Origin of the sequence: Vreelandella halophila, assembly GCF_019903425.1 — a bacterium.
GTDB classification, from domain to species: domain Bacteria; phylum Pseudomonadota; class Gammaproteobacteria; order Pseudomonadales; family Oleiphilaceae; genus Halospina; species Halospina halophila.
Genome location: NZ_JACHUZ010000013.1, coordinates 1,101,667 through 1,116,898, shown reverse-complemented (window position 1 = coordinate 1,116,898; position 15,232 = coordinate 1,101,667). Strand labels below are relative to the sequence as shown.

Sequence of the window (15,232 nt, the reverse complement as noted above, 5' to 3'; positions counted from 1 at the left end):
CGAACAAGGACTGAGGAGACACTACCATGCGATGGATCACCGGCCTGATTGCGGCCCTTATGATGACAACGCCGGCCATGGCGGAGCCGACACTGTACTTCACCGCCATCCCGGACCAGGACGAAACCAGTCTGGAAGAACGTTTCTCGAAAGTGGCCGATTACCTCGAAGCCGAGCTGGACGTGCCGGTGCAGTTTGTCCCGGTCAAATCCTATGCGGCCTCAGTAACCACCTTCCGCAACAACCAGGTGCAGCTGGCGTGGTTCGGCGGCCTTTCCGGGGTTCGCGCCCGCGAGGCAGTACCGGACTCAAGGGCCATCGCCCAGGGTGCGGAAGACCAGGAGTTCCGCAGCTATTTCATCGCCCATGAAAGCACCGGCATTGAACCCTCCGAGGATAAGCTGCCGGAAGCGGTGAAGGGCAAGACCCTGACCTTCGGGTCACGCGGCTCCACCTCCGGGCGCCTGATGCCGGAGCATTATATCCGCGAGCGCTTCAACCAGGCGCCGGGTGAGGTCTTCAGCCGCGTCGGCTTCAGTGGCAACCACACCCGCACCGCCCGGCTGGTCGAATCCGGCTCCTACCAGGTCGGCGCCCTGAACTACAGCGTCTGGGAGGAGATGGTCGAGAACGATGAGGTGGATACGGACGATGTCCAGGTGATCTGGAAATCGCCCACCTACCCGGATTACCAGTGGACCATCCGGGGTGATGTGAATGAGCGCTTCGGTGACGGCTTCGTGGAACGGGTCCAGCAGGCACTGCTGGACATGGAGGACCCGGAGCTGCTGGAAAGCTTCCCGCGTTCCTCGTTCATCCCCGCCAGCAACGACGATTACGAGACCATCAAGCGGGTTGGCAGGGAAACGGGCCTGCTCGACTGATGGCGATACTGGCGGTCAACGACCTTTCTGCCAGCTACGGGGGAGAGCGGGTTCTGGGCCCGCTCTCACTCAGCCTGGCATCCGGGGAACGTGTTGCGCTGGTCGGCCGCAGCGGTGCCGGCAAGTCCACACTGCTCAGCCTGCTGTACGATGAGGCGGATGCCAGCACAGCCTTCATGCCCCAGGATCTGGGGCTGGTGGATACCCTCTCGGTGTTCCACAACGTCTACATGGGCCAGCTGGACCGCCACTCCGTCCTCTACAGCCTCTGCAACCTGCTGTTCCCCCTTAAAAAGCCCAGGCGCGAGATCCAGGGCATCCTGGACGAGCTCGGGCTGGGGGATAAGCTGCGCGAACCCGCTGGCGAACTCTCCGGTGGCCAGCGCCAGCGCACGGCGGTGGCACGGGCGCTTTACCAGCAGGGCAGCCTGTTGCTGGCGGACGAGCCGGTCTCCGCGCTGGACGGCCCCCTGGCCCGGCGCGTCATGGCCGCGCTGTCACAGGCCTATCCCACCTCGGTGATTGCACTGCACGATGTGGATCTAGCACTGGCCTATTCCGACCGGATCATTGGTATACAGGACGGTCACATTGCCCTGGATGAACCCAGCGGCCGACTGACAACCGCCGACCTGCAGCCGCTCTACTGACATGCTTCGATCCCGTACCGGCCTTACAACCCTGGCATTCATCGGTGTGGCGCTGGCCTGCCTGCCTTTCTCGGATCTGGCCATCACCACGCTGAACCCCTGGCAGGAACTTGAAAGGCTGCTGTACGGGCTTCTCACACCGGATCTCACGGCCACCAACGAGCTGTTCACCGCGTTCACACGCACCCTGGCCTACGCCTTTACTGGCGTCGCGCTGGGCGCGGTGGCCGGTTTCCTGCTGACCACGGTTTTCAGCTCCCGCCTGGTGCGGGCGTTCTGTGCCTTCATCCGCTCCATCCATGAGATCTTCTGGGCGCTGATCTTCCTGCAGTGTCTGGGCATCCACCCGCTCTCCGGGGTTCTGGCCATCGCCATCCCCTTTGCGGGCATCTTCGCCAAGGTCTACTCGGAGATCATCGACGAGGCGGATCCCCTGCCCGCTCGGGCGGCCCCGAAGAACACGCGCCGGCTGCTGCGCTACTTCTTCACCCAGGTGCCCGAGGCGTGGCCGCACCTGCGCACCTACACCGCCTACCGCCTGGAGTGTGGCCTGCGTTCATCCGCCATTCTCGGGTTCATCGGGCTTCCCACCCTGGGCTTCCACCTGGAGGCGGCGTTCTCCCAGGGGTACTACTCCCAGGTGGGCGCGCTTCTGCTGGTGTTCTACCTTCTGATCGCCACCATGCGGCTCTGGCTGCGGCCACGGCTGGTGCCCGTCTACCTCGCTGCCGCCCCCTTCTTCCTGGGGGAAGGCATGCCCATCATCTGGGGCAACGTGACCCGCTTCGTCACCCAGGACATCGTGCCCCAGCCCTTGCGCGAAGGCGAGGGCTGGGAAGGGTTGCAGCCCTGGCTCACGGACATCCTCGCCAACCAGGCACTGCCAGGCATCTGGAACACACTGCTGCTGACCCAGATGGCACTGGTCGCCACCGGCGTCCTGGCGCTTCTGGCCTTCCCGCTCATCTCCACGCATTTCGCGGGTCCGGTACGGCGTACCAGTGGTCATGTGCTGCTGGTCATCGCCCGCTCCACGCCGGAATACATACTGGCCTACATCCTGCTCCAGCTCTGGGGCCCGTCCATGCTGCCGGCAGTGGTGGCACTGGCACTGCACAACGGCGGCATCATCGGCCATCTGGTCGGGCGCATGAGCGACGAGGTGCCCCTGCGCCAAGGCGCGCCCACCGGCTTCAACCGTTACGCCTGGGAGCTGGTACCCAGGGTCTACCCCCCGTTCCTGGCGTTCCTGTTCTACCGCTGGGAGATCATCATGCGCGAGACCGCCATCCTGGGCATTCTCGGCATCACCACCCTGGGCTTCTACGTGGAAGGCGCCATCCAGGAGATCCGTTTTGACCGCGCCATGGTGCTGATCCTGATCACGGCCCTGCTCAACATCGGGGTGGATGCCCTGTCACGCCGGATCCGGGCATGGCTGCGACTGAAAACCCGGCCCACCTGTGAGGCGTGATTCCGGCGCCACTCTGTGCTTTATTGCGTCTGTGGTTTATTGTCTCCTCTGACGCACCAAGACGAGGTTCCGATGTCCGATCTGGTACGGCTCGCCCCCGGGCTGCTGACTGTGGGCAAACCATTGCCGTGGCCGGTCTATGATGAAACCGGCAACCTGCTGGTGGCCCAGGGGTATGTGATCCAGAACGAGTGGCAGCTTGAGCGGCTCTATGAGCGGGGTATGTACGAGCCGCCGCAGCGCCAGGCGGAGAAGCGCCGGCAGGACGATGCAACGCCGCGCTTCAGTCCCTTTGCCGAGTATTCGATCCTGCTGTACGAACTCGAGCAGACCCTGGAGCGCATCGTGAACACGGATGCCCGTGCCAGCGAGCGCCTGGAACACCTCGCCCGGCGCATCCAGAACCTGTGCCAGCAGGATGCGGATGCCTGCATCGGGCTGGTGCATGTGTACGCGGTGGAGCCCACAGCCTATGAGCAGACCCTGTTCTACGCCATCATCTGCTGGCTGGCGACCTACCATTTCGAGCTGGACGAGACCCGCACCCTGATCCTGCTGCAGGCGGCTCTGACGGCGAACATCACTCTGCTGCCGTATCTGGACAAGCTCAACAACGCCAACCGCAAACTGACCGACGAGCAGCGCCGGATCATCGAGAAGCACCCGGAACTGAGCGCCAGTGCCCTGCGCAAGGCGGGCGTCAACCAGCAGGTGCTACTGGCAATTGTGGAGCAGCACCATGAACGCTTTGACGGGACAGGCTACCCCCAGGGCCTGAGCGGTGACGACATTCTGGTTGAAGCGAAGGTGCTGTCCCTGGCGGAGCGCTATACCGCCATGATCACCAAGCGCGCCTACCGCAACCGCTACCGCGCGGACCACGCCATGGACGAGATACTGGCGTCCATGGCGGAAGACCCACACCAGATCGTCTATGAGGCGGTGTTCCGCCAGCTCACGCCCTACCCTCCGGGTGTGCTGGTGCAGCTGGCGAATGGCGAGACGGGGCTGGTCACGCACAGGCGCCGCAGTCCCAGATCCCCCATTGCCCAGGCCGTTTTCAATGCCCAGGGCAAGCGTTACCTGGGCCCCCTGCGGCGCGACACGAGCGGGCAGGATTACCGCGTTCAGCACACCCTGGTCCCGGACGTGCTGCCCTCACTCAACCTGGCCCTTATGTGGGGTTACGGCTGAGACTAGGTGTGCCCCCGGAGAGATCCATACAGTCCGGTTCCGACGTAACTACTGACGCTGGCCTCCTTCAACAGCCCTTGCGATACTCTCCCTGCGCCTGACGGCAGCGGGCGGCCGTGAGAACCGGGTGGCCAAACGGCCCTTAATGTAAACGTCTGAACAACTAAGAGGTGGAATCCCATGGCCGCGCCGAATCCGGATGAAAACCGTCGGCTGGCCGCCATTGACCGGCTTGGCCTGATGGGCACGGCGCCGGAAACGGCCTATGACCGTCTGACGGAACTGGCCCGACACCTCTTCGGTACGCGCCTCGCCCTGATCACCCTGGTCGGAGCCGAGCGCCAGTGGGTCAAATCCTGCTCGGGGCCGGATCCCATCACGGACAGTCCCCGTGAGGAGAGCTTCTGCACTGAGCTGATCGCCGACAACGCCCCCCTGATCTGTGAGGACGCCTCTCTGGAGCCCCGCTTCCGGGACAAGCCTTTGGTCCGCGGCGAGCCGGGCATCCGGTTCTACGCCGGCATTCCTCTGCGCCCTGAAGGCGATACGGTCGTGGGCAGCCTGTGCATCCTGGACGATACCCCGGGCAGCCTTTCCACATCGGACCAGTGGACACTGACGCGCCTGGCCCAGCAGGCGGAGGAACTGCTGCGCTTCCAGCTGGCGCGCCGGGAACAGGAACAGGAGCACTACCAGGCGCTGGTCTCCAATGCCCGCTACGGGGCCCTGATCGCCGGCGCTTCCGTGGGCATCATCCGCGTCAACAGCGAGGGCCTGATCCAGGACGCCAACCCCTTTGCGCTGTCACTGCTCGACCATTCAAGGACCAGCCTCAAGAACCTTCCCCTGCAGCGGATCCTCCCGGAGTTTCACCTTGACCAGGCGGACCGGCCAAAGATCACCCGGGAGACCGGCGCCCTGACCCGGGAGGGAACCGGCGTACCGGTCCAGGCCACGCTCAGCCGGGTCTCACTGGCGGACGACAGCAGCAGCGAGTTCATGGTGGTGCTCACGGATCTCACCGAGATCCGTGAAGCCGAAGCCGAGTCCCGCCGGGAGCGGGCTTTCCTGCGCTCCATCATCGATGCGAGCCAGGATCCGATCTATGTAAAAAACCGGGAAGGCGTCTACCTGCTGGCCAACGAGACCAGCCGGACTCTGGCAAGGGAACTGGGCCAGGAGCAGGTTGAAGGCATGACCGCCCGCGACCTCTACCCCCAGGAATTCCTTGAGGAAGCCGAGGCGGCCAATGAGCGGCTGCTCGTCACGGGATGCCCGGAGACGCTGACATTCAACAACACCGACGGCCGCCGCTTCCGCATCAGCAAGGCGCCGCTGTTCGACGCCAACAACGCCATCCACGGTATTGTGAGTGTGGCGCACGATGTTACCGAATATCTACAGATGAACGAGGCGCTGCGTGAGCGTGAGCGCGAACGGGATCGGCAGAGCCAGCTTCTTCAGGTACTCCACCGGGGCCTGACCGACTACGAGGCCCTGATGTCCGGCGACCGGCTCTGGACCTTTCTGCTGGAGGCCCTGCGGGAACTGACCGGCAGCGATTATGGCCTGATCGGTGAGGTGATCACCGACAGTCAGAACACCTCCGCGCTCAAGATCCACGCCATTACGGACCTGTCCTGGAGCCCTGAATCCCGCGAACTCATGGAACGGCTGCGCGCCGGCGACATGACCCTCAGCACCCCGGACAGCCTCCTGGGCCGGGTCTTCGCCCACGGCGAAACCATCATTTCCAAGGCACCCATGAAGGATGATCGTGGCGCGGGACTGCCCGAGGGCCACCCGCCGCTGTACAGCTACATGGGCGTCCCCATCCGCCATAACGGCGAACTCATCGGCATGTACGCCATCGCCAACGGGGAAGACGACTACGACGAGTCCGTACTGGAACGGCTCGAGCCATTCACCGCCACCTGTGCCCTGCTGATCAACCTGAGCCGCCACTTCGAGGAGCGCGACCGCTTTACCCGGGAGCTGGCCCAGGCCCGGGATGAAGCCGAGAAAGCCAGCAAAGCCAAGAGCCAATTCCTGTCAGCCATGAGCCATGAGCTGCGCACACCGCTGAACTCCATCCTCGGCTTCGCCCAGTTGCTGGAAAACAGCCAGCGTTCACAGCTGGATGAACGCCAGAAGCGCCAAGTGGGTCAGATCCAGCGTAGTGGTCAGCACCTGCTGGAACTGATCAACGAGATCCTGGACCTGGCACGCGTGGAATCCGGGCGTATCCAGCTGTCCATGGAGGCGCTGTGCAGCGGCGAAACGGCCCGGGAGGCGCTGGACACCATCTCCGGTATGACCGAAACCCACGGCATCGAGGCCCACCTGCAAGGCGAGCCCAGCCAGTGGCCACTGGTGCACGCGGACTTCACCCGTCTCAAGCAGGTACTGCTCAACCTCGTCTCCAACGCCATCAAGTACAACCGCCCTGAGGGGCAGCTGCGGCTGTTCTGGACCCGTGAGGGAGACTATGCCGTACTGCACTGCGAAGACACCGGCATGGGCATCGACTCCGGCCAGCTGGAGCAGCTTTTTGAACCCTTTGAGCGGCTCGGCGCGGATCAGAGCATTGAGGGTACCGGCATCGGGCTGGCGCTCACACGACGCCTGGTTGAGGCCATGGGTGGCTGGATCGACTGCGTCAGCGAACCCGGCGTGGGCTCCGACTTCCGGGTCCACCTGGCGCTGGCGGAAACACCAGCCACCGACACCACGGACCCTGAGGAGGCCGCAACGGTGGCCCGGCCCGCTAACCAGAGCGGGCGCCGCCGCATCCTCTATGTTGAGGACAACCCGGCCAACCAGCGCCTGATGCAGGAGGCGTTCGAGGAGTTCACCGAGCTGGAGCTGGTCTGTGTACACAGCGCCGAGCTGGGCCTGGACATGATCCGTTCCCAGCTGCCGGACCTGGTCCTGATGGATCTCAACCTCCCGGGCATGGACGGAGAAAGCGCCCTGCGCGAGCTGCGGGACGATCCCGTCACCCGCCCCATTCCCGTGGTGGCCGTTTCCGCCAACGCCATGCGGGAAGACATCCGGCGCGGCATGGAGTCCGGGTTCGTGGATTACCTGACCAAACCGGTGGATATGAACTACCTGTTTGAACACCTGGATGAGTGGATCAGCAATGAGCCGGAATGACGCCAGCGGACAGCCCCCTAACCCACACGCCGACGCCACCATTATGGTCGTGGACGACAACCCGGCGAACGTGGAACTGCTCTGCGAGATGCTGGAAGATGCCGGTTACAGCAACCTCATCGGGCTCTCGGACCCGAAGCAGGTGGAGCCCCGGTGTGAGCGGGCACTGCCACAGCTGATCCTGCTCGACATCCGTATGCCCGAACCCGATGGCCATACGCTGCTGCGCCGCTTGGTGGAGCGCTGGGCGGACCACTGCCCGCCGATCATCGTGCTGACCGCCCAGACCGACGAGGACACCCGTGACCGGGCCCTGGGTGCAGGCGCCCGGGATTTCCTGACCAAGCCCTTTGATCACCGCGAGGCGCTGCAGCGCATCCACAACAGCCTGAGCAGTCACTCCCAGTATCTGGAGCGGGTCTCCGAGGCACGCACCCTCGAACAGTTGGTTGCGGAACGGACCCGCGAACTGGAACGCCAGGCGCTTCAGGAACCGGTCACCGGCATGCCTAACCGGCGCGCGATCCTCGCCAGTATGGCGGAACAGCTGGAACAGGGTGAGACACTGACGGTAGCGTTCATCGCTCTGAGTGACCTGGAGGAGATCGCCCACCTGCACGGCTACCCTGCCATGGAACAACTGCTACGACTGGTCGGGCGCCTGCTCAACCGTAAGCTGAAAAAGGCGGACGTGGGATGCTGGGGCAACGCCGAGTTTGTCTGCTTCCGCCGGGAGCAACGAACAGACCACCAGCTTGAACAGAACCTTACGTCGGTAGTCGAGGAACTGACCCGCACCTTCCAGATCGGTGACCTGCGTCTCAATACCGGCCTGCGCATCGGCATGAGCCGCAGTGACCGCGACAGCAGTGATGCCGAGCAGCTGGTGCGCTATGCCGCCCTGGCCCTGCCGCAGCGCAATGCCGCCGCCATACGCCAGTTCGATGCCAGCCTGGAGCAGAGCCTGCGCCGGCGCGGCGAGATCGAGCACGAGCTGCGCAACGCCGTCAGCAACAACGAACTGTCACTGCTGTTCCAGCCCAAGATCAACCTGGCCACGGCCTCTCTGGCCGGTGCCGAGACTCTGCTGCGCTGGTATAATCCGCGCCTGGGCCAGGTCTCGCCCGGGGACTTCATTCCCCTGGCTGAAGGCAGCGGGGAGATCCTGACCCTGGGACGCTGGGTGCTGGAGGAGACCATCCGCCAGACCGCCCAGTGGTACCGGGCCGGCCTCACCGGCGGAGACTGCCGGATGGCGGTGAACGTGGCGGCCCGCCAGCTGACGCGCCCCGATCTGGCGGAAGAAATCCTGGCGCTGCTGGCGGCGCACGGCCTGCCCAGTCACTGCCTGGAAGTGGAGGTCACCGAATCCGGCCTGATGGAGGATGTGGAGCAGGCTCGCCGGCAACTGAGGCAACTGGCCGATGCCGGCGTGAGCGTGGCCATTGATGATTTCGGCACCGGCTACTCCTCGCTGGCCTATCTCAAGGATCTGCCGGTGAGTACGCTCAAGATCGACCGCACCTTCATCAATGCCATGGGCGATCACCAGCAGGACCAGAACCTGGTGCGCACGGTCATCGCCATGGCCCATAATTTCGGATGTTCCGTGGTCGCGGAGGGCATTGAGGCGCCGGATCAGGCACAGACCCTGCTGGGGCTGGGATGCGAGCTGGCCCAGGGGTTCTGGTTCGCCCGCCCCATGGAGGCAGCACAGTTTGAACAGACCTGCCGGCAGCCGCCGGACTGGAACTTTGGAGAATAGCCCATGAGACAATGGCTGCACATTGCTTTTCTGGTTCTGGCGACAGGCGCCAGCACCGCCTCGGCGGAGATCCGCATCGAGAACGCCTGGTCCCGTGCCACGCCGCCCGGCGTCGACCGGGGCGCCGGCTACATGACACTGCATAACCAAGGCGAACAGACCCGCACCCTGACCGGCGCCGTCGCGGACTGGGCGGAAAGCGTCGAGATCCACGAATCCCGCGAGGTAGACGGCCAGATGCGGATGCGGGCGCTGCCAGAAGGACTGACACTGGAAGCCGGCGAGACGGTTGAATTGGCGCCCATGGGCCTCCACCTCATGATCATGGGCCTAAACGGGCCACTGAGCGAAGGCAACACAAGGGCGCTGACACTCGAATTCGGGAACGGCGAAACCCGCGACACCCAGCTGGACATCCGGGCCCCGGACGGCACAGCCGGCCAGCACAGCCACTGATTACCAGGAGCCATCATGCCCCAGAATCTGCAATGGATGCTCATCGTTGCCGGCGTCATCGCCATAGCCGGCCTGAGTCTGTACATAGTCCGCAAGGGGCGACGGCTGCGCCAGCACCAGCGCGCGGTTGAGCGCACCCGAGCGCTGCAGGCGGAGCGCCGCGACAGCATGATCGAGAGCATCCGCATCCTCGCCATGACGCTCGAACAGGAACAGGTGGAGCCCTCCGAGGGCTGCATCCGCATCAAGGGGCTTCTGGATCATGTCGAGCCGGAACTGCTGAACCACAGCCCCTACAGCGTCTTCCAGACCATCTATGAGAAGACGGAGCACATGCCCACCCATGAGGCCCGCAAGCAGGCCGACCCGAAACTCATACAGCGCCTGGACCAGGAACGGTTCGCGCTTGAAGCGGAACACGCGGATGCCATCCATGAAGCGGCACTGGCCATCCGTTATTACCGCTTCGACGGCAGCGTGGCTGCTTCCTCCGGAGAGCCCCGCACCGTGGATCCGGGCCGTTCAACACTGCATCCATGACACCCCGCCCTCACTGACCTATGCTTGCAGAAAGCACATTTCTAGGGATGAGACACTGATGGAAACCACCCTCTCCCAGCTGGCGCACTCCGTCTCTTCAGCGGTTTCGCTCGAAGGGCTCGTGAGACCCATGCTGGACCTGATCCAGCAGGCAACAGGCCTGGACTCGGTCTACCTGACCATGCTCCGGCCTGAGGACGCTTGCCAGGAAATCATTTATGCCCGCAATACGGGCTCGCTTACGCTCAAGGAGGGGCTGCGCGTACCCTGGCAGGATACCCTCTGCCAGCGCGCCCTGAGCGAGAACCGTCTGCTCACCCAGGATGTTCCGGATGTCTGGGGCAATTCCCCGGTGGCCCGGCGGCTGGGCATCCAGACCTACGTCACAGTGCCAGTGCGCCGGCTGGATGACGGGCTTCTGGGCACCCTCTGTGGCGCCAGTGCCCAGCGCATGGACGTAACGGAGACCAGTCTCGCCACGCTAAGGCTCTGCGCGGACCTGATCGCCCACCAAATCACCCGCGAGGAACACGCGCGCAGCGTCCGCCGCCAGGCGCTTGAAGCGGAACAGCAGATGCAGCGCATGGGGCTGATCTCGGAGGTGAGCCGTCTGTGCCTGTCCGCCACCCGGCTCCATGATGCAATGGCCGCAGTAGCCGAAAAACTCGAACACTCGCGCCTGTGGGAAAGAGTGATTCCCCTCTACCTGAGGGATGACGGCCACGCCCGGACCCTGGGCGAGAAGGACCCGGAGGCCACCCGGATGGCGGATGCCCTGATGGAGGCCAACCCCGAGCACCTCGAGGGGATGCTGCACAGTGACCACGAGCACCTGATCTTTCCACCGGACGACATGCAGTGGGTCCGCGAGCAGCGCCGCCGCGAAGCGCTTCCCGAGGACGGCGATGCCACCCTTCTGGTGATCACATCCGAGGATAGGGCCGAGGCGGCCATCCTGATCCTCTCCGCCCATGACCTGAACCGCTCCCCCGACGAGCGCCAGCTGCTGAACAGTGTTGCCAATGCGCTGTCACTGCTGGCGAACCGGCTCCTGGACCACGCCCGCCTGGAGGCGGCCAACCTCGAACTCAAGCATAACGCCCTGCATGACACCCTTACCGGCCTGCCCAACCGGCGCTACCTGATCGAGGAGCTGGAACGGCTGCTGGCCCAGGCCCAGCGCGTGGATGGTGCCGTCCATGTGGCCTTCATCGATCTGGACGGCTTCAAGCGGATCAATGACACCCATGGTCACGATGCCGGTGATGACTTCCTGCGTCAGTTCGCTGCCAGGCTGCGCAATCTGTCGCGGATGGGTGACATGGTAGCCCGTTACGGGGGCGACGAGTTCGTGTTCGTGGGCAAGCCGGGCGCCGGCGGAAACCCCACGTACGAGCGCAGCGTCATCAGTGAGCGGCTGCGTGAGGGCACCCGAGGCCGCTACGAGCTGGAGAACACCACCCTGGAATACGGCGGGCCCAGCGTCGGTGTCGTGACCTGGCAGGCCGGAGATGTCGCGGATGCGGACGTGGCGCTGACGCGTGCGGACGAAGCCATGTATGTGGACAAACAGGCGCGGCATTCAGCTCAGCATACCGGCCATACTGGCCACTGAATCACTGTTCTCCACCAGGATGTCCATCTCCTCGGCCACACGCCCGGGGGCCAGGTTGAGACGCTCATACAGGGCGTCCGGCACCGCAAGCTCCGGCCCCAGGCGCACGCCCCGCTCCACCAGAAGCGCCCGCGCCAGATAGAGCGCGTTGGCGTAGGCTGAATGCTCGCCCGCGTACTTCGGGTTCTTCTGATGTCGGATCGCGGCAACCACCTCTTCCGGCATGTTCCACAGATCCATGAGCACACCGCCGATCTGCTCGCGCGTAATGCCGATCAGGTGGTGCTCCACCAACTCATGGGGCACATGGGTGTTCACTTCGGTATAACGGCAGATCAGCGAGAAATGCGGCGGGAAGACATGGGCCAGGACCAGGTAGCCGAAGTTGTGCAGCAGCCCCGCCAGGTAGGTCAGGCCGAAAGTGGGCCGTTCGCGCCTGGGCATGCAGCTGATGATCACGCTCACCGCCTGGGCCATCCAGATGGCCTGGGTCCAGTAGCCGATGAAGCCCTCGGGCTGGTCCGTGGGCTGTTTGAGCGTACGCCCCAGTGACAGGCCCATGGCCAGATTCATCACCAGATCAAAGCCGAGCACCCGCTGGATGGCATCGTAGATGGAGTTCACCGGCGTATGCGAGGCGTAGAACGAGGAGGAGGCCCAGCTCACCACCTGGGCGGCCAGACTCGGATCGTTCTCCACAATGTCCGCCAGATCACCGATCTCGGCGTTGGGCTTCATGCGCAGGTGCAGGATCTTCTGGGCGGTTTCCGGCAGCGGCGGGATCTCAAGGGTGTCGTCCAGCCGCTGCTTGATGCGCAAGCCGGTGAAACTGTGCAGCGCCTGGCGAAGCTGGGTCTCGTCCTGTTCCGGTGACAGGTAGTTGACCGCGATATCCGTGAGCGGGCGCGAGATGGCCAGCCAGCGCACGCTCTCAAGCAGGCGCCTGTAGTCGTCCATCCCCAGCGACAGATCCTCTTCCCCCTGACCGCTGTAGAAACGTGCCTGCTGGAGTTCGGCGACCCGGTTGTCCACGGCCGTCTCGAAATGGGTCATTGCCGGCAGGGGCGGGATCTGGCGCACCTGGTATTTCTGGCGCAGGCGGCCCATATCGCGCAGGGGCAGCCCTCGCAGTTCCCGCGCAAGCGCCTGGTTCAGGCGGTCGATGTCGAGCAGACTGTCCTCGCGGAAGAAGGCCTGAACACGGCCCAGGGCATCGGCCAGCACCGCCGTGCGGATGCGCGGTTCCCCCGCGGAATCCCTGCTGCTGAGACTTTCCGGCGCAAGCCCGCCCTCTTCAGTGCGGAAAAAGGTCTCCAAGTGTCGCGGTGTGGTCATAGAGGTATCCAGTCCGGATCAGGCATTGTCAGGGGTAGCTAGGCTTACTGCTCTGAAGAACCTTCCCGGGAGGATACCTCAGACATCCCCGTACCGGATACGTTCCCCCAGCCATCGGTTGATCAGTGCGTCGACACGTTCCGGTTCCGGGAGCAGACGTGGCCCGATCCGGCGCACCTCTTCCAGCCAGCCGGTATCCTTCTCCCAGTCCGCCAGACGGAAGGCCATGAGCCCGGTCTGGCGGGTGCCCAGCACCTCGCCGGGGCCCCGGATCTCCAGGTCACGCTGGGCAATGGCGAAGCCGTCCTGGGTCTCGCGCAGCGCCTGCAGGCGGGATTTGGCGGTATCCGACAGCGGCGGGTGATAGAGCAGCACGCAGTAGCTGGCCCGCTCGCCACGCCCCACGCGGCCGCGCAGCTGGTGGAGCTGGGCCAGCCCCAGGCGTTCCGGGTTCTCGATGATGATGAGCGTGGCCTCGGGGACATCCACCCCCACCTCGATCACGGTGGTGGCCACCAGCAGGTCAATCCGCCCTTCCTTGAAGGCCTCCATCACCTTGGCCTTCTCCGCCGCCTTCATGCGCCCGTGCACCAGCCCCACGGTCAGTTCGGAGAGCTCTGCCTGCAGCTGTTCAGCGGTGTCCTCCGCGGCCTGGCACTGCAGGGCCTCGGATTCCTCGATCAGGGTGCAGACCCAGTACGCCTGGCGGCCCTCGGCGCAGGCGGTGCGTACCCGCTCCACCACATCGCCCCGGCGCGAGTCCGGCAGGGCAATGGTCTCGATGGGCTGGCGGCCCGGCGGCAGTTCGTCGATTACGGAGGTGTCCAGGTCCGCGTAGGCGCTCATGGCCAGGGTGCGCGGAATGGGCGTCGCGGTCATGATCAGCTGGTGGGGCACGGTCTCCGCGTTGGCACCCTTCTCTCTCAGCGCCAGCCGCTGGTGCACCCCGAAGCGGTGCTGTTCGTCGATGATCGCCAGCGCCAGCCGGCTGAAGACCACCTCCTCCTGGAAGAGCGCATGGGTGCCGATCACCAGCGGGCATTCGCCACTGGCCAGCTGCGCCAGGACTGCCTGCTTCTGTTTCGAGCGGCTCTTGCCCGAGAGCCAGCCCGGCTCAATGCCCAGCGGTGCCAGCCACTCACGGAAGCTCAGGTAATGCTGCTCGGCGAGGATCTCGGTGGGGGCCATCAGCGCCACCTGGGCTCCGGCCTCGATGGCCTGCAGCGCCGCCACGGCGGCCACCACCGTCTTGCCCGAGCCCACGTCGCCCTGGACCAGGCGCAGCATGGGCACGGGCTGGGCCAGGTCCTGGCTGACCTCCTCGCTGACCCGTCGCTGGGCACCGGTAAGGGCAAAGGGCAGGCCCTCCAGAAACCCCGTCACCAACCGCCCGTCACCCGTATTGAGTGGCAGTGCCTTCCAGGACTGCACCTGGGCGCGGAGTTTGAGCAAGCTCAGGTGATGCGCCAGCAGTTCCTCCATCGCCAGCCGGTCCCGCGCCGGGTGGCGCTGCTCCATCAGGGCACTGAGATCCGCGCTCGCCGGTGGCTGGTGCAGCATCCGCAGGGCCTGGTTGATCTCCGGCAGCTGGTATTCGCCGAGCACCGACTCCGGCAGCCACTCGCGCACCGGGTGGCGCTCGAGCATGGCGACCGCCTGCTCGCACAGGCGCCTCAGCCGGGGCTGCTGGATGCCCTCGGTGAGCGGGTAGACCGGGGTCAGTGTGGCCTCGTCACCGGTGGGCAACGGGCCCGGGTTGGTCTGGTATTCCGGGTGGTAGATCTCAAGACCGGCACGCCCAGGCCGGACCTCGCCGTAGCAGCGCACCCGGGTGCCCGGCGCGAACTGGCGCTGCTGGGCGACACTGAAATGAAAGAAACGCAGGGCCACAAAGCCGCTGCGGTCGCGGATGGTGACCTGGAGACTGCGACGCCGGCCCTGGACCACGTCCGCACTCACCACCTCGCCTTCCACCACCCCGGAATCCCCCACCCGCAGGTGGCCCATAGGCAGGATGCGGGTGCGATCCTCGTAGCGCAGCGGCAGGTGGAAGAGCAGGTCCTGTAGGCTTGTGATCCCGAGACGTTCAAGGGTGGCGGCCAGTTTATCGCCAACCCCCTTGAGCACGGTCACATCCACTGTGGCCGGATCCGCCATGAA

Annotated in this window: 11 protein-coding genes; 9 read left to right on the top strand and 2 right to left on the bottom strand. The window is 64.8% G+C overall.

Annotated features, from left to right (window positions below):
• The first annotated feature begins 26 nt into the window (after nucleotides 1-26).
• From H4I92_RS09550 to H4I92_RS09510, 9 genes are all read left to right on the top strand, one after another.
• On the top strand, nucleotides 27-884 hold the full coding sequence (locus H4I92_RS09550) for a putative selenate ABC transporter substrate-binding protein (RefSeq protein ID WP_077530363.1): 858 nt from the start codon (nucleotides 27-29) through the stop codon (nucleotides 882-884).
• Nucleotides 884-1,534 (top strand): phosphonate ABC transporter ATP-binding protein, encoded by a 651-nt coding sequence (locus H4I92_RS09545; protein WP_077530362.1) that lies wholly within the window; start codon nucleotides 884-886, stop codon nucleotides 1,532-1,534. Before H4I92_RS09550 ends, H4I92_RS09545 begins: the two co-directional genes overlap by 1 nt.
• A 1-nt stretch (nucleotide 1,535) precedes the next feature.
• Nucleotides 1,536-3,008, top strand: coding sequence for a PhnE/PtxC family ABC transporter permease (locus tag H4I92_RS09540; protein WP_077530361.1), 1,473 nt, complete (start codon nucleotides 1,536-1,538; stop codon nucleotides 3,006-3,008).
• 72 nt (nucleotides 3,009-3,080) lie between these two features.
• A complete protein-coding gene (locus H4I92_RS09535) occupies nucleotides 3,081-4,202 on the top strand; it encodes an HD-GYP domain-containing protein (protein ID WP_077530360.1) in 1,122 nt (373 codons plus the stop codon).
• Between the two features lie 180 nt (nucleotides 4,203-4,382).
• Nucleotides 4,383-7,361, top strand: coding sequence for a hybrid sensor histidine kinase/response regulator (locus tag H4I92_RS09530; protein ID WP_077530359.1), 2,979 nt, complete (start codon nucleotides 4,383-4,385; stop codon nucleotides 7,359-7,361).
• Entirely contained in the window at nucleotides 7,348-9,126 is a 1,779-nt protein-coding gene (locus H4I92_RS09525; protein ID WP_179105678.1) for an EAL domain-containing response regulator, read from the top strand. The genes H4I92_RS09530 and H4I92_RS09525 overlap by 14 nt, the downstream gene beginning before the upstream one ends.
• Before the next feature lie 3 nt (nucleotides 9,127-9,129).
• Nucleotides 9,130-9,582: a copper chaperone PCu(A)C gene (locus tag H4I92_RS09520; protein WP_077530357.1), complete on the top strand. Its 453-nt coding sequence runs from the start codon at nucleotides 9,130-9,132 to the stop codon at nucleotides 9,580-9,582.
• A 15-nt stretch (nucleotides 9,583-9,597) separates the two neighbouring features.
• On the top strand, nucleotides 9,598-10,122 hold the full coding sequence (locus H4I92_RS09515) for a DUF2489 domain-containing protein (RefSeq protein WP_077530356.1): 525 nt from the start codon (nucleotides 9,598-9,600) through the stop codon (nucleotides 10,120-10,122).
• A gap of 58 nt (nucleotides 10,123-10,180) precedes the next feature.
• Entirely contained in the window at nucleotides 10,181-11,737 is a 1,557-nt protein-coding gene (locus tag H4I92_RS09510; protein WP_179105677.1) for a sensor domain-containing diguanylate cyclase, read from the top strand.
• On the opposite strand, the gene H4I92_RS09505 is transcribed toward H4I92_RS09510, so the two are convergent.
• Nucleotides 11,705-13,072 carry an HDOD domain-containing protein gene (locus tag H4I92_RS09505; RefSeq protein WP_077530354.1) on the bottom strand — a complete coding sequence of 456 codons (1,368 nt, stop codon included), beginning with the start codon at nucleotides 13,070-13,072 and terminating at the stop codon, nucleotides 11,705-11,707. The genes H4I92_RS09510 and H4I92_RS09505 overlap by 33 nt on opposite strands.
• A gap of 78 nt (nucleotides 13,073-13,150) precedes the next feature.
• Entirely contained in the window at nucleotides 13,151-15,229 is a 2,079-nt protein-coding gene (gene recG, locus H4I92_RS09500) for an ATP-dependent DNA helicase RecG (RefSeq protein ID WP_077530353.1), read from the bottom strand.
• Between the last annotated feature and the right edge of the window lie 3 nt (nucleotides 15,230-15,232).

What these genes read in the sequence shown, in the direction of transcription:
- H4I92_RS09505 (WP_077530354.1), bottom strand. Translation starts at nt 13,072, where the DNA reads ATGACCACACCGCGACACTTGGAGACCTTTTTCCGCACTGAAGAGGGC.
- H4I92_RS09545 (WP_077530362.1), top strand. Translation starts at nt 884, where the DNA reads ATGGCGATACTGGCGGTCAACGACCTTTCTGCCAGCTACGGGGGAGAG.
- recG (WP_077530353.1), bottom strand. Translation starts at nt 15,229, where the DNA reads ATGGCGGATCCGGCCACAGTGGATGTGACCGTGCTCAAGGGGGTTGGC.
- H4I92_RS09520 (WP_077530357.1), top strand. Translation starts at nt 9,130, where the DNA reads ATGAGACAATGGCTGCACATTGCTTTTCTGGTTCTGGCGACAGGCGCC.
- H4I92_RS09550 (WP_077530363.1), top strand. Translation starts at nt 27, where the DNA reads ATGCGATGGATCACCGGCCTGATTGCGGCCCTTATGATGACAACGCCG.
- H4I92_RS09510 (WP_179105677.1), top strand. Translation starts at nt 10,181, where the DNA reads ATGGAAACCACCCTCTCCCAGCTGGCGCACTCCGTCTCTTCAGCGGTT.
- H4I92_RS09530 (WP_077530359.1), top strand. Translation starts at nt 4,383, where the DNA reads ATGGCCGCGCCGAATCCGGATGAAAACCGTCGGCTGGCCGCCATTGAC.
- H4I92_RS09515 (WP_077530356.1), top strand. Translation starts at nt 9,598, where the DNA reads ATGCCCCAGAATCTGCAATGGATGCTCATCGTTGCCGGCGTCATCGCC.
- H4I92_RS09525 (WP_179105678.1), top strand. Translation starts at nt 7,348, where the DNA reads ATGAGCCGGAATGACGCCAGCGGACAGCCCCCTAACCCACACGCCGAC.
- H4I92_RS09540 (WP_077530361.1), top strand. Translation starts at nt 1,536, where the DNA reads ATGCTTCGATCCCGTACCGGCCTTACAACCCTGGCATTCATCGGTGTG.
- H4I92_RS09535 (WP_077530360.1), top strand. Translation starts at nt 3,081, where the DNA reads ATGTCCGATCTGGTACGGCTCGCCCCCGGGCTGCTGACTGTGGGCAAA.